At 73.3% G+C, this 20,844-nt stretch carries 14 protein-coding genes; 7 read left to right on the top strand and 7 right to left on the bottom strand.

Annotation, left to right across the window (positions count from 1 at the left end; genetic code table 11):
- Positions 1-196: 196 nt before the first annotated feature.
- The 3 genes from AB0O21_RS28155 to AB0O21_RS28145 form a co-directional block, all read right to left on the bottom strand.
- Complete coding sequence (locus AB0O21_RS28155) at positions 197-1,657, bottom strand: glutamate synthase subunit beta (protein WP_365175485.1); 1,461 nt, start codon at positions 1,655-1,657, stop codon at positions 197-199.
- Complete coding sequence (gene gltB, locus AB0O21_RS28150; RefSeq protein WP_365175483.1) at positions 1,650-6,248, bottom strand: glutamate synthase large subunit; 4,599 nt, start codon at positions 6,246-6,248, stop codon at positions 1,650-1,652. Before gltB ends, AB0O21_RS28155 begins: the two co-directional genes overlap by 8 nt.
- A 317-nt stretch (positions 6,249-6,565) precedes the next feature.
- The gene (locus AB0O21_RS28145) at positions 6,566-7,297 is read right to left on the bottom strand and encodes a VIT1/CCC1 transporter family protein (protein WP_365175481.1); all 732 of its coding nucleotides are present in this window, start codon (positions 7,295-7,297) and stop codon (positions 6,566-6,568) included.
- Positions 7,298-7,543: 246 nt separating this feature from the next.
- Here AB0O21_RS28145 and AB0O21_RS28140 point away from each other — a divergent pair, with 246 nt between their 5' ends.
- The 7 genes from AB0O21_RS28140 to AB0O21_RS28110 all read left to right on the top strand — a co-directional run bounded on the left by AB0O21_RS28140 (position 7,544) and on the right by AB0O21_RS28110 (position 16,474).
- Entirely contained in the window at positions 7,544-8,530 is a 987-nt protein-coding gene (locus AB0O21_RS28140) for an ADP-ribosylglycohydrolase family protein (protein ID WP_365175479.1), read from the top strand.
- Between the two features lie 512 nt (positions 8,531-9,042).
- Positions 9,043-10,398 carry an ADP-ribosylglycohydrolase family protein gene (locus AB0O21_RS28135; protein WP_365175477.1) on the top strand — a complete coding sequence of 452 codons (1,356 nt, stop codon included), beginning with the start codon at positions 9,043-9,045 and terminating at the stop codon, positions 10,396-10,398.
- Entirely contained in the window at positions 10,395-11,540 is a 1,146-nt protein-coding gene (locus tag AB0O21_RS28130; protein ID WP_365175475.1) for an ADP-ribosylglycohydrolase family protein, read from the top strand. The genes AB0O21_RS28135 and AB0O21_RS28130 overlap by 4 nt, the downstream gene beginning before the upstream one ends.
- A 551-nt stretch (positions 11,541-12,091) precedes the next feature.
- A complete protein-coding gene (locus AB0O21_RS28125; RefSeq protein WP_365175565.1) occupies positions 12,092-13,426 on the top strand; it encodes an ADP-ribosylglycohydrolase family protein in 1,335 nt (444 codons plus the stop codon).
- Complete coding sequence (gene rbsK / locus AB0O21_RS28120; protein WP_365175473.1) at positions 13,423-14,409, top strand: ribokinase; 987 nt, start codon at positions 13,423-13,425, stop codon at positions 14,407-14,409. The genes AB0O21_RS28125 and rbsK overlap by 4 nt, the downstream gene beginning before the upstream one ends.
- Entirely contained in the window at positions 14,406-15,662 is a 1,257-nt protein-coding gene (locus tag AB0O21_RS28115; protein WP_365175471.1) for a CoA transferase, read from the top strand. Before rbsK ends, AB0O21_RS28115 begins: the two co-directional genes overlap by 4 nt.
- Positions 15,659-16,474 (top strand): CoA ester lyase, encoded by an 816-nt coding sequence (locus AB0O21_RS28110; RefSeq protein WP_365175469.1) that lies wholly within the window; start codon positions 15,659-15,661, stop codon positions 16,472-16,474. The genes AB0O21_RS28115 and AB0O21_RS28110 overlap by 4 nt, the downstream gene beginning before the upstream one ends.
- Positions 16,475-16,612: 138 nt before the next feature.
- Here AB0O21_RS28110 and lgt read toward each other — a convergent pair whose 3' ends face one another.
- The 4 genes from lgt to trpB all read right to left on the bottom strand — a co-directional run bounded on the left by lgt (position 16,613) and on the right by trpB (position 20,807).
- Positions 16,613-17,611: a prolipoprotein diacylglyceryl transferase gene (lgt, locus tag AB0O21_RS28105; RefSeq protein ID WP_365175563.1), complete on the bottom strand. Its 999-nt coding sequence runs from the start codon at positions 17,609-17,611 to the stop codon at positions 16,613-16,615.
- Between the two features lie 88 nt (positions 17,612-17,699).
- A complete protein-coding gene (locus tag AB0O21_RS28100; protein WP_365175467.1) occupies positions 17,700-18,647 on the bottom strand; it encodes a thioredoxin domain-containing protein in 948 nt (315 codons plus the stop codon).
- A gap of 109 nt (positions 18,648-18,756) precedes the next feature.
- Positions 18,757-19,569, bottom strand: a complete 813-nt coding sequence (gene trpA / locus AB0O21_RS28095; protein ID WP_365175465.1) for a tryptophan synthase subunit alpha — start codon at positions 19,567-19,569, stop codon at positions 18,757-18,759.
- Entirely contained in the window at positions 19,566-20,807 is a 1,242-nt protein-coding gene (trpB, locus tag AB0O21_RS28090) for a tryptophan synthase subunit beta (RefSeq protein WP_365175463.1), read from the bottom strand. The genes trpA and trpB overlap by 4 nt, the downstream gene beginning before the upstream one ends.
- Positions 20,808-20,844: the final 37 nt, after the last annotated feature.

The following is a 20,844-nucleotide window of genomic DNA, read 5'->3' as shown; positions in this document are numbered from 1 at the left end:
CAGCACGAAGTCCAGTCCGGTGGCCCGCACACGGAACGTGCCAGGCGCGACCCCCGTCTCGGCACCGGCCCCGGAAACGCCACCGCGCCCGCCACCCCTGGTCGGGGACGTGGCGGGCGAGGTGTCAGAATTCCGTACGCCGTTGTACGGACCGTATGAGGGGTCCCGCCCCGGAGGGCGGGGGTACTGCGGGTTGTCAGACCGTCAGCGAGCGGTCCGTCGGCTTGACCGGGTACGGCAGGGTGCTGGAGCCGGTCAGGAAGCGGTCCACGCCGCGGGCGGCCGAGCGGCCTTCCGCGATGGCCCAGACGATCAGCGACTGGCCGCGGCCCGCGTCACCGGCGACGAAGACGCCGTCGACGTTGGTCGCGTAGGAGGCGTCGCGCTCGATGTTGCCGCGCGCGTCCATGGCCAGGCCGAACTGCTCCGTCAGGCCGTTGGCCTGGTCGGTGCCGGTGAAGCCCATCGCCAGGGTGACCAGCTGCGCGGGGAGGACGCGCTCGGTGCCGGGCTTGGTGGTGAGCTTGCCGTCGATGAACTCGACCTCGACGAGGTGGAGCGCCTTGACGTTGCCGTCCTCGTCGCCCTCGAAGTGGGTGGTGTTGACGGAGTAGACCCGCTCGCCGCCCTCCTCGTGCGCCGAGGTGACCTTGTACAGCATGGGGAAGGTCGGCCAGGGCTGGTTGGCGTTACGGTCCTCGCCGGGCTTCGGCATGATCTCCAGCTGCGTGACCGAGGCCGCGCCCTGGCGGTGGGCGGTGCCCACGCAGTCCGCGCCGGTGTCGCCGCCGCCGATGACGACCACGTGCTTGCCCTCGGCCGTGATGGGGGGCGCCATGAAGTCGCCCTCCTGGACCTTGTTGGCGAGCGGCAGGTACTCCATCGCGAAGTGGATGCCGCCGAGCTCGCGGCCCGGGACCGGGAGGTCGCGGGAGACGGTGGCGCCCGCCGCGATGACCACCGCGTCGAACCGCTTGCGCAGGTCCGTGGCGGTGATGTCGCGGCCGACCTCGATGCCCGTGCGGAACTTGGTGCCCTCCGCGCGCATCTGCTCGATGCGGCGGTTGATGTGCACCTTCTCCATCTTGAACTCGGGGATGCCGTAGCGCAGCAGGCCGCCGATGCGGTCGGCGCGCTCGTACACGACCACGGTGTGGCCGGCCCGGGTCAGCTGCTGGGCGGCGGCCAGACCGGCCGGGCCCGAGCCGATGACGGCTGCCGTCTTGCCCGACAGGCGCTCGGGCGCCTGCGGGGTGACGTCGCCGTTGTCCCAGGCCTTGTCGATGATCGAGACTTCGACGTTCTTGATGGTGACGGCCGGCTGGTTGATGCCGAGCACGCACGCCGACTCACAGGGAGCCGGGCACAGCCGCCCGGTGAACTCCGGGAAGTTGTTCGTGGCGTGCAGGCGCTCCGACGCGGCGGACCAGTCCTCGCGGTAGGCGAAGTCGTTCCACTCGGGGATCAGGTTCCCCAGCGGGCAGCCGTTGTGGCAGAACGGGATGCCGCAGTCCATGCAGCGGCCGGCCTGCTTGCTGATGATCGGGAGCAGCGAGCCCGGGACGTAGACCTCGTTCCAGTCCTGAAGCCGTTCGGCGACGGGACGGGAGCAGGCGGTCTCGCGGGGGGTGGTGAGGAAGCCCTTCGGGTCAGCCATTGGTCGCCGCCTCCATCATCTTCTCCGTGGTCTCGGTTTCCGAGAGTCCGGCGAGCTCAGCGGCTTCCTTGGCGGCGAGCACTGCCTTGTACGTGGTGGGGATGATCTTGCTGAAGCGGGCTGCCGAGGCGTCCCAGTCAGCCAGGAGCTTCGCGGCCACGGTCGAGCCGGTCTCCTCCTCGTGGCGGCGCACCACATCGTGCAGCCACTGCTTGTCGGTGTCGGACAGGGCCTCGACGGCGCCCGCGTTGCCGACGTTGACGTTGTTCGGGTCGAGGTCGATGACGTACGCGACGCCGCCCGACATGCCGGCCGCGAAGTTGCGGCCCGTCTCGCCGAGGACGACCGCCGTGCCGCCGGTCATGTACTCGCAGCCGTGGTCGCCCACGCCTTCCGAGACGACCAGGGCGCCGGAGTTGCGGACGCAGAAGCGCTCGCCGGTGCGGCCGCGCAGGAACATCTCGCCGCCGGTGGCTCCGTAGCCGATGGTGTTGCCGGCGATGGTGGAGTACTCGGCGAGGTGGTCGGCGCCGCGGTCCGGGCGGACCACGATCCGGCCGCCGGAGAGGCCCTTGCCGACGTAGTCGTTGGCGTCGCCCTCCAGGCGGAGGGTGACGCCCTTCGGCACGAAGGCGCCGAAGGACTGACCGGCGCTGCCCGTGAAGGTCAGGTCGATCGTGTTGTCGGGCAGGCCCGCGCCACCGAACTTCTTGGTGACGTGGTGGCCGAGCATGGTGCCGACGGTCCGGTTGATGTTGCGGATCGCGACCTGGGCTCGGACCGGCAGGGCCGCCTCCGCGGTGTCGGCGTCCAGCGCGTCGGCGGCGAGCTCGATGAGCTCGTTGTCGAGGGCCTTCTCCAGACCGTGGTCCTGCTCGATCAGGGCGTGGCGGACCGCGCCCTCGGGCAGCTCGGGCACGTAGAAGAGCGGCTCCAGGTCGAGACCCTGTGCCTTCCAGTGCGTGACGGCCTTCGTCGTGTCGAGCAGCTCGGCGTGGCCGACGGCCTCCTCGATGGAGCGGAAGCCCAGCTCGGCGAGGAGCTCGCGCACCTCCTCCGCGATGAACTCGAAGAAGTTGACGACGAACTCGGGCTTGCCGGAGAAGCGACTCCGCAGGACCGGGTTCTGCGTGGCGATGCCGACCGGGCAGGTGTCCAGGTGGCAGACGCGCATCATGACGCAGCCGGAGACGACGAGCGGCGCGGTCGCGAAACCGAACTCCTCGGCGCCGAGCAGCGCGGCGATGACCACGTCGCGGCCGGTCTTGAGCTGGCCGTCGGTCTGGACGACGATGCGGTCGCGCAGCCCGTTGAGCAGCAGGGTCTGCTGGGTCTCGGCGAGGCCGAGCTCCCAGGGGCCGCCCGCGTGCTTCAGCGAGGTCAGCGGGGAGGCGCCCGTTCCGCCGTCGTGGCCGGAGATCAGGACGACGTCCGCGTGGGCCTTGGAAACACCCGCGGCGACCGTACCCACGCCGACCTCGGAGACGAGCTTCACGTGGATGCGCGCGACCGGGTTGGCGTTCTTGAGGTCGTGGATCAGCTGAGCCAGGTCCTCGATGGAGTAGATGTCGTGGTGCGGCGGCGGGGAGATCAGGCCGACGCCCGGGGTGGAGTGACGCGTCTTGGCGACCCACGGGTAGACCTTGTGGCCGGGCAGCTGGCCGCCCTCGCCGGGCTTGGCACCCTGCGCCATCTTGATCTGGATGTCGTCCGCGTTGACCAGGTACTCGGAGGTGACGCCGAAGCGGCCGGAGGCGACCTGCTTGATCGACGAACGCCGCGCCGGGTCGTACAGGCGCTCCGGGTCCTCGCCGCCCTCACCGGTGTTGGACTTGGCGCCCAGCTGGTTCATGGCGATGGCGAGGGTCTCGTGCGCCTCCTTGGAGATGGAGCCGTACGACATGGCGCCGGTGGAGAAGCGCTTGACGATGTCGGCGACCGACTCGACCTCGTCGATGGAGATCGACGGACGGTCCTCCGTCTTGAAGCCGAACAGGCCGCGGAGCGTCATCAGCCGCTCGGACTGCTCGTTCACCCGGTCCGTGTACTGCTTGAAGATGTCGTACCGGCGGTTGCGGGTCGCGTGCTGGAGGCGGAAGACCGTCTCCGGGTCGAACAGGTGCGGCTCGCCCTCGCGGCGCCACTGGTACTCGCCGCCGATCTCCAGCGCGCGGTGCGAGGCCGCGATGCCGGAGGCCGGGTACGCCTTGGCGTGGCGCGCGGCCACCTCCTTGGCGACGACGTCCAGGCCGGCGCCGCCGATCTTGGTGGCGGTGCCCGCGAAGTAGGCCGCGACGAACTCTTCGTTCAGGCCGACGGCCTCGAAGACCTGGGCGCCGCGGTAGGAGGCGACGGTGGAGATGCCCATCTTGGACATGACCTTCAGGACGCCCTTGCCGAGCGCGTAGATCAGGTTCTTGATGGCCTGCTCCGGCTCCAGGCCGGACAGGAAGGTACCGGCGCGCAGCAGGTCCTCGACGGACTCCATGGCGAGGTACGGGTTGACCGCGGCCGCGCCGTAGCCGATGAGCAGCGCGACGTGGTGGACCTCGCGGACGTCACCGGCCTCGACGAGCAGGCCCACCTGGGTGCGCTGCTTGGTCGCGATGAGGTGGTGGTGCACGGCCGAGGTGAGCAGCAGCGACGGGATCGGCGCGTGCTCGGCGTCCGAGTGGCGGTCCGAGAGGACGATCAGGCGCGCGCCGGCCGCGATGGCGGCATCGGCCTCGGTACGGATCTCCGCGATCCGCGCGGCGAGCGCGTCGGCGCCGCCCGAGACCCGGTAGAGGCCCGAGAGGGTGGCGGCCTTCATGCCCGGCATGTCGCCGTCGGCGTTGATGTGGATGAGCTTGGCCAGCTCGTCGTTGTCGATCACCGGGAACGGCAGCGTGATGCTGCGGCAGGACGCGGCGGTCGGCTCCAGGAGGTTGGACTCCGGGCCGATCGAGGACAGCAGCGAGGTGACGAGCTCCTCGCGGATGGCGTCCAGCGGCGGGTTGGTGACCTGCGCGAAGAGCTGGGTGAAGTAGTCGAAGAGCAGCCGGGGGCGCTCGGACAGGGCCGCGATCGGCGAGTCCGTGCCCATGGAGCCGAGCGGCTCGCCGGCGGTGCGGGCCATCGGCGCGAGGATGACGCGGAGCTCTTCCTCCGTGTAGCCGAAGGTCTGCTGGCGGCGGGTGACCGAGGCGTGGGTGTGCACGATGTGCTCGCGCTCGGGCAGGTCCGACAGCTCGATCTCGCCGGTCTCCAGCCACTCCGCGTACGGGGCGGCGGAGGCGAGCTCGTTCTTGATCTCGTCGTCCTCGATGATCCGCTTCTGGGCGGTGTCGACGAGGAACATCTTGCCGGGCTGCAGGCGGCCCTTGCGGACGACCTTGGCCGGGTCGATGTCGAGCACGCCGACCTCGGAGCCGAGGACGACGAGGCCGTCGTCGGTGACCCAGTAGCGGCCGGGGCGCAGACCGTTGCGGTCGAGGACCGCGCCGACCTGGGTGCCGTCGGTGAAGGTGACGCAGGCCGGGCCGTCCCAGGGCTCCATCATCGTGGAGTGGTACTGGTAGAACGCGCGGCGGGCCGGGTCCATGGAGGTGTGGTTCTCCCACGCCTCCGGGATCATCATCAGCACGCTGTGCGGGAGCGAGCGGCCACCGAGGTGGAGGAGCTCCAGGACCTCGTCGAAGGAGGCCGAGTCGGAGGCGTCCGGGGTGCAGATGGGGAAGATCCGGTCCAGCACGCCGTCGCCGAAGACGTCCGACGCCAGCTGGGACTCGCGGGCCTTCATCCAGTTGCGGTTGCCCTTGACCGTGTTGATCTCGCCGTTGTGCGCGACGAAGCGGTACGGGTGGGCGAGCGGCCAGGACGGGAAGGTGTTCGTCGAAAACCGCGAGTGGACCAGGGCGAGCGCCGAGGCGAAGCGGCGGTCGGAGAGGTCGGGGAAGAAGGGCTCCAGCTGGCCGGTGGTCAGCATGCCCTTGTAGACGATGGTGCGGGCGGAGAGCGAGGGGAAGTACACCCCGGCCTCGCGCTCGGCACGCTTGCGCAGGACGAACGCCTTGCGGTCCAGCTCGATGCCGGTGGTCCCGTTGCTGACAAACAGCTGGGAGAAGGCCGGCATGGTGGCGCGGGCGCCGTTGCCGAGCAGGTCCGGGGTGACCGGGACCTCGCGCCAGCCGAGGACCGTCAGGTTCTCCTGGGCGGCGATGGCCTCGATCTGCTCCACGGCGACGGCCTGTGCGGTGCCGTCGGCGGGGAGGAAGGCGATGCCGACGGCGTACGCGCCGGCCTCGGGGAGCTCGAAGCCCGCGACCTCGCGCAGGAACGCGTCCGGCACCTGGGACAGGATGCCCGCGCCGTCGCCGGAGTCCGGCTCGGAGCCGGTGGCGCCGCGGTGCTCGAGGTTCCGCAGAACGGTCAGGGCCTGCTCAACGAGGGTGTGGGTGGCCTCGCCGGTGAGGTTCGCCACGAATCCGACGCCACAGGCGTCCTTCTCGTTGCGCGGGTCGTACATGCCCTGCTGGGCGGGGCGACCGTCCATGGGCGACCAGGCGGTGTTGCTGAGGCCGGTCGCGGAGTGCGTGGATGCGGAACGCATCGGCTCTCCCGTCGTCGTCGTGGCATATGTGCATAGCCGAGGGACGACGTTGGCCCTCTGCGAAATTTCGTGCAGATTACATGATGACGACAATCCCGCGAAGCGGATATGCCATTCCAGCATGCGGACAGTGCACGGGCAGAAAGAAGGGACCTTCGCGGTGTTCGGGAGAACGCAGCACGGGGAGAAGGTCCCGGCGCGTGGCGGGCATCATTGCCCGGGCGCCCTGGTCTGATGCCCGGCGGACACGGGATCGAAACCGCCAGGTAACCGACTACTTATGTTGCGTACCGCATAGTGTCTCACTCCCTGCTCGGTCAGCCTACGGCTCCGCCGATCCAGGTTCCCAGGATGTACGTCACACCGGCGGCGGCGCCACCCAGGACAAGCTGCCGCAAACCGCTGTACCACCAGGACCGCGCGGTGACCCGGGCGACGACCGCTCCGCAGGCGAAGAGGCCGACCAGCGCCAGCAGCACCGCGGGCCACAGCGACGTGGCTCCGAGCAGGTACGGCAGTACGGGGAGCAGCGCGCCCAGCGCGAACGAGCCGAAGGACGAGACCGCGGCGACGACCGGCGAGGGCAGGTCGTCGGGGTCGATCCCGAGCTCCTCGCGGGCGTGGATCTCCAGCGCCTGCTCGGGGTCCCGGGAGAGCTGCATGGCCACTTCGCGGGCGAGGGCCGGCTCGACGCCCCGGGAGACGTAGAGCTCTGCCAGCTCCTCCATCTCGTCGACCGGGTGCTTGCGCAACTGCTGCCGCTCTATGTCCAGTTCCGCGAGCACCAGTTCGCGCTGCGAGGCGACGGAGGTGTACTCGCCGGCCGCCATCGAGAAGGCGCCGGCCGCGAGCCCCGCCAGTCCGGTGATCACGACGGTGTGCGGGGCGACCGCGCCGCCGGCCACGCCGGTCATGAGCGCGAGGTTGGAGACGAGCCCGTCCATCGCTCCGAAGACCGCCGGCCGCAGCCATCCGCCGTTGACGTCGCGGTGGGTGTGGTTGTCCCGGTGGGCGGTGTGCAGCGGTGCTTCGATGTCGATGATGGACATACGGATATCTCCCCATTTGTGCGAACGGGCGCCGCGAGACCTCCCGCTCCCCCTGAACACCTCGAAACTACGCACGATTTCTGCCGCCCGCCAGCAAGGAAGGCCGTACTTACCTGCGGTTTTGCGGGTCGGCGACCGGGTGACGGCGGTGTTCGCGGGGTGTTTCGCGACGAGCGACAAACCACATGCCGTGGCACAAATCCCCCAAGGGCTCATCATGAGTCCCATCAAGTGGAGAGGCGCGCCATGGAGCTGATTGCATGCAATCCGCAGGTCCTCCTCGAACGGGCCCGGGGCGCTCTTCTGGGACTCGCGGTGGGTGACGCGCTGGGCGCCCCCGCGGAGAACATGAAGCCGTCGGAGATCCGGGCCAAGTGGGGCCGCATCGAGGGCTTCGTGTCGGAGGACCCGGCGGGCACGGACGACACCGAGTACGCGATCTTCTCGGGCCTGCTGCTGGCCCGGCACGGCTCGGCGCTCACGGTCTCCCATGTGGAACGGGCCTGGCACCACTGGATCGCCGACCTCGACGAAGGCCCGTTCCGCGGCGCCGGGTTCTCGGAGCGCGGCACGCTCGAGAACCTCCGCCGCGGTCTGGCCGCCCCCATCTCCGCCCAGCACCGCCACGCCTGGTCGGACGGCCTCGCCATGCGGGCGGCGCCGTTCGGCGTCTTCGCGGCCGGCCGGCCCGCGGAAGCGGCCCGCCTCGTCGCCATCGACGGCTCGGTCAGCCACGACGGGGAGGGCATCTACGGCGGCCAGGCGGTCGCGGCGGGCGTCGCGGCGGCCATGGCCGGCGGCAGCCCGGCCTCGGTCGTCTCGGCGGCCCTGTCCGTGATCCCGTCCGACTCCTGGACGGCCCGCTCCCTGCGCCGCGCCGTCACGGCCGCCCCGCGCGGCGAGCGCGCCGTGCGCTCGGCGGTGGTCATCGGCGGCTACCCGTGGACGGACCTCGCACCGGAGGCGGTGGGCCTGGCCTTCGGCGCCTTCGCCGCCTGCCGCGGCGACTTCCCCGACTCGGTCCTCACGGCGGTGAACATGGGCCGCGACGCCGACACCACGGCGGCGGTGGCGGGCGCCCTCGCCGGTGCCCTCTCCGGCGCCGCCGCGATCCCCGCCGCCTGGTCCTCGGCCATCGGCCCGGTCCGCGGCAGCTGCCTCCCCTCGATGCGGGGCTACCACGTCCTGGACATCGCGGACCTCCTCACCCCGGAATACGAGGCACCCCGATGACCCCACCCCCCTTCACCCCGGACACCACCCCCGCCCCGTCCCCGGACCCGGCGCCGCCCCCAGCCGAACCCGGGCCGCGCCCGCACGCGCCGGAAGCCTCGACGGACCGCGGGCCCGGAAGCCACCCCGCGGTACGCACGGAGGTCGCCGCGCCGGGGGGCCCCGCCGAGGCCCGTACGCCGAGCACGGCGGCGCCCGCTGCCGCTGCCGCTGCGCGGGGCGATTCCCCCACCCCGCCCCTTCCCGCTGCGCCAATCAGCGGCTCCGCCGCGGGCGGGGTAAGCGGCCCCGGCCCCCGCTCCCGGGGCTCCGCCCCGGAACCCCGCGCCTCAAACGCCGGCGAGGCTGAGGTTGCCCCCGGCGGGGCCGCATCTGCCCTACGGGCAAACCACCACCCGCGCCAGGCGGACGGCAGCAGCCACCATCCAGCCCCTCCGGCGTTTGAGGAGCGGGGTCTGGGGCGGAGCCCCCACGCGGCGGAGCCGCATATCGGTACTGCGGGAAGGGGCGGGGTGGGGGAAACGCACGTCTCGCCACAGCCCCCGGCCGAAGGGGCCGGCACGGCGCGCGGGGAAGCCCGTACGGCCACGGCCGCGCACCCGACCCCGCAGCCGCCCGAAGGGCGCCCCGCCACCCCGGCCCCCACCCGCACCGCGCCCCGCGACGACACCCCCGCCAAGCCCCCCGCAGGGACGGGGCCGCGCCCGATCGAGGGGCTGCTCCTCGGGCTCGCCGCAGGCGACGCGGCCGGGTGGCCCGCCGCCCGCCACCGTGCGAGCCGGATGCCCGAGTGGACCCGCCGCCTCACCCGCGAGCTCGACACCTTCGCCGAGCAGAACGCCACCACCACCCTCCCCGTCCCCATCGCCCTCAACCAGCCCCCGGAACCGCTCCGCCTCGGCCCGTCCGACGACGCCGAGTGGGCGGCCTTCGTCGCCGAGTCCGTGCTCACCGCCGCCGGCGTGCTGCTCTCCGACCTCAGCCGGTCCCGCCGCATGCGCGCCGCCATCGACCTCGCATGGAACGCCCTGGCCTCCGAGGTCGCCGCGGCAGCGGAACGCGCGCCCGAAGTCGAGTCCGCCGTGCTCCCCCTCCGCGCCCGGATCTCCGTCCGCGCCGGCCTCGGCAACCTCGCCACCGGCCTGCGCCCGCCCGCCACCGGCCACGACAACCCGCACTACTTCGACGACGCCGCCTGCGTGCGCGCCTGCGTCCTCGCCGTCGTGCACCCCGGCGACCCCCACGCGGCCGCGGACCTCGCCGAGTTCGATGCCCGCTACACCCAGGACGGCGACGGGGTCCACGGCGCCCGCGCCATGGCCGCCGCCCTCGCGACCGCGCTGGCCACCCCCGATGTGGACGCCGCCGTCGACGCCGCGCTCGCCCAGCTCCCCGAGGCCACCGAGATCGGCCGCAACGCCCGCCACGCCGTCAAGCTGGCCCGCGCCCACACCGACGGCGGCGCCTTCGCCATCGTCCCCATCCTCGAACACGAGATCGTGGACCACGTCTACAGCTACGGGATCGCCGCCGCCGAAACCGTCCCCGTGGCCCTCGCCCTCGCGACCGCCGCCCGCGGCAACGTGACCGAGGCCGTCCCGGCAGCCGCCTGCCTGTCCCGCGTCGCGGACTCCGCCCCCGCCCTGGCAGGCGCGCTCACCGGCGCGCTCGGCGGCGGCGACTCGATCCCCGCCCCCTGGCGCGAGGCCTGCCGCACCCTCTCCGGCTGCGCCCTCCCCCGCCTCGCCGGCACCGACCTCGTCGAGCTCGCCGCACTGCTCACCCGTACGGAACTCACCTCGCCCAAACCCGCCAAACCCGCGAACCCCACCCACCCCGCCAACACCCAAGGGATGATTCGGACATGACGCTCACGCTGGAGGACCGGGCCACCGGCGCCCTCGTCGGAGCCGCCGTCGGCGACGCGCTCGGCGGCCCGGTGGAAGGCTGGACCCCGGACCAGATCGTGGAACGGCACGGCGGCCGCATCCACGGCATCGTCGGCCCCTGGTACGAGGACTGGCGCACCGCCCGCCCCATCGCCCCGTACCACAAGGGCGACGGCCACGTGACGGACGACACCCTGATGACGCACGCGCTCGTACGCGTCTACGAGGCGGTACGCGACCACCTCGACGCCTACGCGGTCGCCGAGCACCTCGTCCCGGACCTGATGACCAACCCCCGCTGGATCCCCGAACTGGAGGCGGAGGCCCTCCCCCTCCAGCGGATCTTCCTGGCCGAGAAGTGGATCGTCACCCGCCTCCACTACGCGCACGTCGACCCCCGCGAGGCCGGCACCGGGAACATCGTCAACTGCGGTGCGGCGATGTACATGGCGCCGGTCGGCATCGCCAACGCGGGCAACCCGGCCGGGGCGTACGCGGAGGCGCTGGACATCGCCGGCGCCCACCAGTCCTCGTACGGGCGGGAGGCGGCGGGCGTGTTCGCGGCGGCGGTGGCGGCCGCCTGCCTGCCCGGCGCGACGGCCTCCTCGGTGGTGGACACCGCCCTCTCCCTGGCGAAGGACGGCACCCGCTCCGCCATCGCCGCGGTCGCGGAAGTCGCGGCCCTTCACCGGGACTTCGAATCGGCCCTCACCCCTCTCCGTGCGGCGGTCGCCCCGTACGACTCGGTGGGCCCCGACTACCGCGCCCCCTCCCTCGGCGCGCGGCGCCCCTCCCGCCTCCACTCCATCGAGGAACTCCCGATCGCGCTGGGCATGCTGCTGATCGCGGACGGCTCGTACGAGTCATCCGTGCTCGGCGCGGTCAACTACGGCCGGGACTGCGACTCCATCGCCACCATGGCGGGCGCCGTCGCCGGAGCCCTGGGCGGCGAGGCCGCCGTCCCGTCCGGCTGGGCGAAGCAGGTCGCCGAGGCCAGCCGCCTCGACCTGCACGCCCCTGCGGCGTCCCTGGCCGCCGTGGCCCGGGAGATCTTCGCCCTGGACCGCACCCGCCGCGCCGCCCACGCATCGGCCTTCACCTCCCTGACGGCCCCCCGATGACACCGTGCCCGTCGCCCCCGGCGGCCCACAGCACAACCCCGCCCGGCTCAGCCCCGGCGGCCACCGGGGCCGGCACCGACCCGGCGCAGCCCGCCGACACGCCCCGGCCGGGGTCCGGCCCGGGGTCCCGTCCGGGGTCCGAGTCGGAGCCCCGTCCGGGGTCCGGGGCGCAGCCCCATCCAGGGTCCGGGGCGCAGCCCCATCCAGGGTCCGGGGCGCAGCCCCATCCAGGGTCCGGGGCGAAGCCCCATCCAGGGTCCGGGGCGAAGCCCCATCCAGGGTCCGGGGCGCAGCCCCATCCAGGGTCCGGGGCGCAGCCCCACCCGGGGTCCGGGGCGAAGCCCCATCCGGGGGCCCGGCCGGACCCCCACCCGGGGTCCGGGGCTGAGCCCCGGTTTCGGGAAGGGGCGGGTAGGGGAACGGCGCCGCAGGCCCCCGCCCCGCACCCCGCCGCACCGCCCGAGCCCACCGCACCGGAGCCGGCCCGCGCCCGCCCCGACCGGGCAACGGCCCCCGACCCCGTACGCCTCACCTGGGCGCAGCCCGAGGACCTGATCGGGCACGAGCTGCGGCAGGCCGCTGAGGACGGCCGCGACGCCGGTCCCGCCCGCCGGGCCTGGCTCGCTGCGGGCGGCCACCCGGCCCCCGCCCGGGCCGGCGCCTCCCCCGCCCCCGCCCCGCCGGAACTCCGCGCCCTCGCCACCCGCCTCCTGGACGACCTGTCCGCTCTCCCCTCCCCCCTCACCGCCGACGAGCCCACCTCCTGGGAGGCCGTCCGCACCGCCTGCCAGGGCGCCCCCGGCCACGGCACGGCCCCGCGCGCCGGCGCGTACGACCCCGCCCTGCGCCGCAGGCTGGGCGCCGCCTGGGTGGGCCGGGCCGTCGGGTGCCTGCTCGGGAAGCCCGTCGAGAAGCTCCCCCTGCACGGCATCCGCGCCCTGGCCCGCGCCGCCGGCAACTGGCCGCTGGACGACTGGTTCACCGCACACCGCGTCCCCCCGGAAGTACTGGCCGCGTACCCCTGGAACCGCCGCTCCGCCCCCACCTCCCTCGCCGAGAACATCGACGGCATGCCCGAGGACGACGACCTCAACTACCCCCTCCTCGGCCTGCTCCTGCTCCAGCGGCACGGCAAGGGCTTCACCACCGCCGACGTCGCCCGGCTCTGGCTCGACGAGCTGCCCGCCGGGCGGACCTTCACCGCCGAGCGCGTCGCCTACCGCAACCTCCTCCAGGGTCTGGAGCCCCCGCTCACCGCCACCCACCACAACCCCTTCCGGGAGTGGATCGGCGCGCTCATCCGCGCCGACGTCCACGGCTGGACCAACCCGGGCGACCCGGCCGCCGCCGCGGCCCAGGCGTACCGGGACGCCGTCCTCACCCACAGTGCGAACGGGGTCTACGCCGCGCTCTTCATCGCCGCGGCCACCGCCACCGCCGCCACCGGCCGCGCCGACGTGCACACCGCGCTGCGGACCGGGCTGGACTTCGTACCGCCCCGCTCCCGCCTCGCCGAGGCCGTCCGCTTCGCCGTCGCCACCGCCGGGGAGCACACCGACTTCGACCTCGTCGTGGACCGGCTGCACGCCCGCTACGGCCACTACCACTGGGTCCACGCCGTGCCCAACACCGCACTCATCACCGCCGCCCTCACCCACGCCGACGGGGACTTCACGCACTCCGTCTGCCGGGCGGTATCCGGCGGCTGGGACACCGACTCCAACGGGGCCACCGCCGGCGCCCTCGCGGCCCTCGTCGCCGGCGAGGTCCCGCACCGCTGGGCCGCTCCCCTCAAGAACCGCCTCGCCACCACCGTCCCCGGCTTCGACGGCATCGGCTTCGACACCCTCGCCCACCTCACCGCACAGGAGGCAGCACGCTCATGACGGCCATCGCCGTGCTCGGCAGTACCAACATGGACCTCGTCGCCTACGTCCCCAAGGCCCCCCGCCTCGGCGAGACCGTCACCGGCCGCGCCTTCCGCACCGTCCCCGGCGGCAAGGGCGCCAACCAGGCCGTCGCCGCCGCCCGGGCCGGCGGGGAGGTGGTGATGATCGGCGCGGTCGGGGCCGACGAGTTCGGCGTACGGCTGCGCTCCGCGCTCGCCTCGGCCGGGGTCGAGACGGCCGGCCTGCGCACCGTCGAGGGCGCCAGCGGCACCGCCCACATCACCGTGGACGACGAGGGCGCCAACAGCATCATCGTCATCCCGGGCGCGAACGCCCACGTCACAGCCCTGGAGGCGGGCGACGAGGCCCGCATCGCCGCCGCCGGCTGCCTCCTCCTCCAGCTCGAACTCCCCCTCCCCGCCGTCCTCGCGGGCGCCCTCGCCGCCCGCGCCCACGGTGTCCGTACGGTCCTCACCCCGGCCCCCGCCCAGCCGCTGCCCGCCGAGCTCCTCGCCGCCGTCGACCTCCTGGTGCCCAACGAGCACGAGGCCGCCGCCCTCACCGGCCTCACCGACCCCCACCAGGCCGCCGCGGCCCTGCTGGGCGATGTGCCGGAGGTGGTGATCACCCTCGGCGCGGCCGGAGCCCTGTACGCGGCCCGCGGCCGGGAGCCGCTGACCGTGCCCGCCCCGAAGGTCCGGGCCGTGGACACCACCGCCGCCGGGGACACCTTCGTCGGCGCCCTCGCGGTGGCCCTGGGCGAAGGCCGCCCGATGCCCGGCGCCCTCGCCTGGGCCTCGCGGGCCGCGGCGCTCTCCGTCCAGCGCCCCGGCGCCCAGGACTCGATGCCGGCCCGCGCGGAGATCGACGGGGCCGCCCGTGCCCTGGCCGGTCAGGACACGAAAGCCGGCCGGCCCCCCGCGGCCGGGCCCCGCGCGGGCCACGCCTCCGGGTCCGGAGCCGAGGGAGCCGCCTCGTGAGCAGCCCTGACCCGGCACCGCACCCGGGGCCCGAGGGCTCCCCCGCCGACACCCGGCCAGGGCAAGGGCCCGGCCCCCTGGAAGGGCTGCGGGTCCTCGACCTCGCCACCCTCTTCGCCGGCCCGCTCGCCGCCACCCTCCTCGGGGACTTCGGCGCCGAGGTGGTCAAGATCGAGCACCCCGGCCGCCCCGACCCCTCCCGCGGGCACGGCCCCGCCAAGGACGGCGTCGGGCTGTGGTGGAAGCTGCTCGGCCGGAACAAGCGCACGATGACCCTCGACCTGTCCACCCCCGGCGGCCGGGACACCCTGCTACGCCTCGCCGCCACCGCCGACGTCATCGTCGAGAACTTCCGCCCCGGCACCCTGGAGCGCTGGGGTCTGGGCTGGCCCGAACTGTCCGCCGCCAACCCGCGGCTGGTCCTGGCCCGCGTCACGGCCTTCGGCCAGCAGGGCCCGTACGCCCACCGCCCGGGCTTCGGCACCCTCGCGGAGGCGATGAGCGGCTTCGCCGCGATCACCGGCGAGCCGGACGGCCCGCCCACCCTGCCGCCCTTCGGCCTCGCGGACTCGATCGCCGCGCTGACCACCGCGTACGCCGTCATGACCGCCCTCACGGCCCGCGACCGCACCGGGCACGGCCAGGTGGTCGACCTGGCGATCATCGAGCCGATCCTGACCGTGCTCGGCCCGCAGCCGATCTGGTACGACCAGCTCGGCTACGTCCAGCCGCGCACCGGCAACCGCTCTACGAACAACGCCCCGCGCAACACCTACCGCAGCGCCGACAACCGCTGGCTTGCCGTGTCCACCTCGGCCCAGTCCATCGCCGAACGGGTCATGCGGCTGGTGGGCCGGCCCGAGCTGATCGCCGAGCCCTGGTTCGCGACCGGCACCGGGCGGGCCGCCCACGCGGAGGTCCTCGACGAGGCCGTCGGCGGCTGGATCGCCCGCCACAAGGCGGAGGAGGTCGTCGCCGCCTTCGAAGAGGCGGAGGCGGCCGTGGCCCCGATCTACGACGTCCGGGACGTGGTGACCGACCCCCAGTTCGAGGCCCTGGGCACGCTCACCGAGATCGAGGACCCGGAGCTGGGCCCGCTGCGCATGCAGAACGTCCTCTTCCGGCTCTCCGAGACCCCCGGCGGGATCCGCTGGGCGGGCCGCCCGCACGGCGCGGACACCGAGGCCGTTCTGACCGAGCTCGGCCTGTCGGCGGCCGAGATCACGTCGCTGCGAGAAGAGGGGGCGCTGTGATCCTCACCTGGCTGTACGCACCCGGCGACCGCCCGGAGGTGGTCGCCAAGGCCCTCGGCCGCGGGGCGGACGCCGTCATCGTGGACCTGGAGGACGCGGTACCGGTCTCCCGCAAGGAGTACGCCCGCGCCGCCACCGTCGAACTGCTCACCGAGCGGCCGCCGGTCCCCGTCCACGTCCGCGTCAACGCCCTCGACTCCCCCTGGGGCGGCGCCGACCTCACCGCGCTCTCCGGCCTGCGGGGCCTCTCGGGGCTCCGGCTGCCGAAGATCAGCGCCCCGGAGCAGATCGCGGCCGTCGCCGACCGCACCGGCGGGGTCGGCCTGCACGCGCTGCTCGAATCGGCGCTGGGCGTGGAGCGGGCGTACGAGATCGCCCGCGCGCACCCGGCCCTGCGCGGGCTGTCCCTCGGCGAGGCGGACCTGCGGGCCGACCTGGCCGTCAGCGCGGAGGCGGGCCTGGACTGGTGCCGCTCGCGGGTGGTGGTCGCGGCCCGGGCGGCGGGGCTGACACCGCCCGCCCAGTCCGTCTTCCCGAACATCCGGGACCTGGAGGCGCTGGCCGTCTCCTGCGCGCGCGGCCGCTCCCTCGGCTTCCTCGGCCGGGCGGCGATCCACCCGCGCCAGCTCCCGGTGATCGAGCGGGCCTACCTCCCGGCGCCGGAGGAGGTCACGGCCGCCGAGGAGATCCTCACCGCCGCCCGCGCCACCCCCGGGGCGCTGGCCCTCCCGGACGGCCGCTTCATCGACCCGGCGGTAGTGGCCGCCGCCCACCGAACCCTTGCGCTGGCCGCGCGAACCCCCACCCCCTGATCCCCTGCGGCGCCGCTCCTGGGGCTCCGCCCCAGACCCCGCGCCTCAAACGCCGGCGAGGCTGGATTTGCCCTCGGCGGGCCCGAAACGTGCGGCGGGGCGCCGCACAGCGTGCGGCGCCCCTTCAGAACCGTGCGGTCAGCCCTTCTCGGGCACGTCCTTCGTCAGAACGGTCGCCTTCTCTTCGTCGTCCTTCGGCTCGGCCGCGTCAGCGGGGGCAGCGGTGTCCGAGGGCTCGCCCCCGGCATCCTTCGCCTCCGCGGGAGCGTCGGCGTCGGCGTCGGCCGAAGCCGTACCGTCACCGCCCTCACCGCCGGAGGCACCGGCACCCGGTTCCACGATCTCCTCGCGGCCCGGCCGCAGCTTCGCCGACACCACCAGGTAGACGACGGCCGCCACGAAGACCACGATCGCGGTCCACACGTTCAGCCGCAGGCCCAGGATGAGGTGCGCCTCGTCGACCCGCATGTACTCGATCCAGACGCGCCCCGCGCAGTACGCGGCCACGTAGAGCGCGAACGCCCGCCCGTGCCCGAGCTTGAAGCGGCGGTCGGCCCAGATGACCAGCAGCGCGACACCGACGCACCACAGCGACTCGTACAGGAAGGTCGGGTGGTAGGTGCCGGCGACCCGGTTCGGGCCCTCGCTGATCTCCACCGCCCACGGCAGGTCGGTGGCGCGGCCGTACAGCTCCTGGTTGAACCAGTTGCCCCACCGTCCGAAGGCCTGGGCCAGCGCGATGCCGGGGGCCAGGGCGTCCGCCCAGGCCGGCAGCGGGATGCCGCGCCTCCGGCAGCCGATCCAGGCTCCGACCGCGCCCAGCGCGATCGCACCCCAGATGCCGAGGCCGCCCTCCCAGATCTTGAAGGCGTCGACCCAGTTGCGGCCTTCGACGAAGTAGAGCTGGTAGTCGGTGATCACGTGGTAGAGGCGGCCGCCGACCAGGCCGAACGGCACCGCCCACACGGCGATGTCCGCGACCGTGCCCGGCTTTCCGCCGCGCGCGATCCACCGCTTGTTGCCGAGCCAGACGGCGACGAAGACGCCGATGATGATGCAGAACGCGTAGCCGCGCAGCGGGACCGGTCCGAGATGGATCACGCCGGTCGACGGGCTGGGGATGAAGGCAATTTCCATGGCAGTCATGACGCTACCCTGCCGGGCGGTACGCACCGCAACCCGCCCGGCAAGCCGAAACCAAATCCACACATGCCCCAGGCGTCGCTCAGTCCTCGGCGGCCCCCGTGCCGGCGCCCTTCGCGGCCCCGGTGGCGGACGACGAGCCGTTCTTCGACGAGCTCTTCGCCCGAGCCGACGCGGAAGCCGGCGCCGACGCCGACGCCGACGCCGACGGGGATGCCTTCACGGCCCCGCCCCCGGCGGGCTTGGTGCCCTCCACGATCTCCTTCAGCCGCTGCGGAGTCACCGGGTTCGCCTGGTCGGAGAAGATGTCCTTGCCGTCCAGCAGCACGCTCGGCGTGCCCCGGAACTTCCCGGCGCGGAAGGCCTCGTGGGACTTGCCCACCCAGCTGTTGTGGGTGCCGTTCTCCACGCACGAGCGGAACTCGGGGGTGTCCAGCCCGTCGACCTTGCCGGCCAGTTCCAGCAGCTTGGCGTTCTTGCCGTAGGCGTCGTCGACCTCCTGCGGCTGGTTCTGGAAGAGGACGTCGTGGTACTCGGTGAACTTGCCGGCGTCCTGCGCGCAGGCCGCCGCGTTGGCGCCCTTCAGGGAGCCGCTGCCGCCCATGTTGTTGTCGATGAGCGTGACCAGGTGGTATTCGACCTTGAGCAGGCCCTTGGCTTCAAGCTCGTGGATGGTGTCCCGGTAGTTGTCCTCGAAGGACTTGCAGGCGGGGCAGCGGAAGTCCTCCCACACCGTCAGGCTGTGCTTGGCCTCGCCCTTGCCCGTCTGGATGGCGAGCGCGTCCTTGCCCGTGGCCCCCGAGGGGGCGACGACCGGGCCCGCCTTGGCGGACTTGTCGCCCTTGCCGGTGTTGGCCGCGATCACGCCGACGACGGTCGCCAGACCGAGCACGCCGACCACCGCCGCCGCCACGATCAGGGTCCGCCGGCGCTTGTCCCGGGTCTTCTGCCGCTCGCGCTCCAGCTGGAGTCGCTCCCGGGCCGATCGTTTCGTCGCATCGCGGTTCGCACCGTCGTTCTTCTCGCTCACGTTCGGCCAAACGAAGCGGGGAGGCACTCGCGTGCCTCCCCGCCCCCACTTCCACCCGATCGGGCTACAGAACCCGCTCAGGTGTCCGGTTCTTGATCGAACCCGCGGTTCAGTTCCTGCGTACGCCTTCCGCAAGCTCGCCCGCCAGCGCCCGTACGGAGGCCAGCCCGGCCGCCTCGTCCGGTGCGTCCAGCAGCAGCTTCACGAAGGCCGAGCCGACGATCACGCCGTCGGCGAAGCCGGCGACCTCCTTGGCCTGGACGGCGTTGGAGACGCCGAGGCCCACGCAGACCGGGAGCTCGGTGGTGGCGCGGGTGCGCCGGACGAGGTCCTGGGCCTGGTTGCCGACCGACTCGCGGGTGCCGGTGACCCCCATGAGGGAGGCGGCGTAGACGAAGCCGGAGCCGGCCGCCGTGATGGTGGCCAGGCGCGCGTCCTGGCTGCTGGGGGCCACGACGAAAACGGTCGCCAGACCGTGCTTCTCCGCGTGCTCCCGCCACAGCGCGGACTCCTGGACCGGCAGGTCGGGCAGGATGCAGCCGGCGCCGCCCGCCTCGGCGAGCTCGGCGGTGAACCGCTCGACGCCGTAGCGGTCGATGGGGTTCCAGTACGTCATCACCAGGATCGGGGCCCCGGTCGCCTCGTGGGTCTCGCGGACGGTGCGCAGCACGTCGGCGATCTTGACTCCGCCGCGCAGGGCGATGTCGTCGGCGGTCTGGATGATCGCGCCGTCCAGCACCGGGTCGCTGTGCGGGAGGCCGATCTCGACGATGTCCGCGCCGCCCGCGATGACGGCCTTGGCCGCCTCGATGGCGCCGTCGACGGTCGGGAAGCCGGCCGGGAGGTAGGCGACGAGGGCCGCGCGGTTCTCGGACTTGGCCTTCGCGAGGGTGGCCGAGAGAAGTTCGATGTTGCCGCTCACTTGGTCTCCCCCTCGGAGTCGTACAGCCCGAAGTAGCGGGCTGCCGTGTCCATGTCCTTGTCACCGCGGCCGGACAGGTTGACGACCAGCAGGCCGTCCTTGCCCAGCTCCTTGCCGAGGTCCAGCGCGCCGGCGAGGGCGTGGGCCGACTCGATGGCCGGGATGATGCCCTCCGTGCGGGAGAGCAGGCGCAGGGCCTGCATGGCGGCGTCGTCGGTGACCGCGCGGTACTCGCCGCGGCCGGTGTCCTTGAGGTAGGAGTGCTCCGGGCCGATGCCGGGGTAGTCGAGGCCGGCCGAGATGGAGTACGGCTCGGTGATCTGGCCCTCCTCGTCCTGGAGGACGTAGGAGCGGGAGCCGTGCAGGATGCCGGGCTCGCCCGCGGTCAGCGTGGCCGCGTGCTCGCCGGTCTCGACGCCGTGCCCGGCGGGCTCGAAGCCGACCAGGCGGACGTCCGCGTCCGGGATGAAGGCGTGGAAGAGGCCGATGGCGTTGGAGCCGCCGCCGACGCAGGCCGCGACGGCGTCGGGCAGCCGGCCGGCGCGCTCCAGGATCTGGCGGCGGGCCTCGACGCCGATCACGCGGTGGAAGTCGCGGACCATGGCGGGGAAGGGGTGCGGGCCGGCGACCGTGCCGAAGAGGTAGTGGGTCCGGTCCACGTTGGCGACCCAGTCGCGGAACGCCTCGTTGATGGCGTCCTTGAGGGTCCGGGAGCCGGACTTCACCGCGATGACCTCGGCGCCCAGCATGCGCATCCGGGCCACGTTGAGGGCCTGGCGCTGGGTGTCGATCTCGCCCATGTAGATGGTGCAGTCGAGGCCGAAGAGGGCGCAGGCGGTGGCGGTGGCCACGCCGTGCTGGCCGGCGCCGGTCTCGGCGATGACGCGGGTCTTGCCCATGCGCTTGGTGAGCAGCGCCTGGCCCAGCACGTTGTTGATCTTGTGCGAGCCGGTGTGGTTGAGGTCCTCGCGCTTGAGGAAGATCCGTGCGCCGCCGGCGTGCTCGGCGAACCGGGGCACCTCGGTGAGGGCGCTCGGCCGGCCGGTGTAGTTGACCATCAGGTCGTTCAGCTCGGCGGCGAAGGCGGGGTCGCCCTTGGCCTTCTCGTACTCGACGGCGACCTCGTCCACGGCGGCGACGAGCGCCTCCGGGATGAACTTGCCTCCGAAGTCACCGAAGTAGCCTTCGGCGTTCGGAACGTGACCCTCCGGGTCCGGGATGAAGTATTGACTGGTCATGCCAGTGCTCCTACGGGATGCGACGAGTGGGTTCACC

This window comes from Streptomyces sp. NPDC091371, assembly GCF_040684275.1.
Taxonomy (GTDB): Bacteria; Actinomycetota; Actinomycetes; order Streptomycetales; family Streptomycetaceae; genus Streptomyces.
This window is presented reverse-complemented; position numbering and strand designations above follow the sequence as displayed.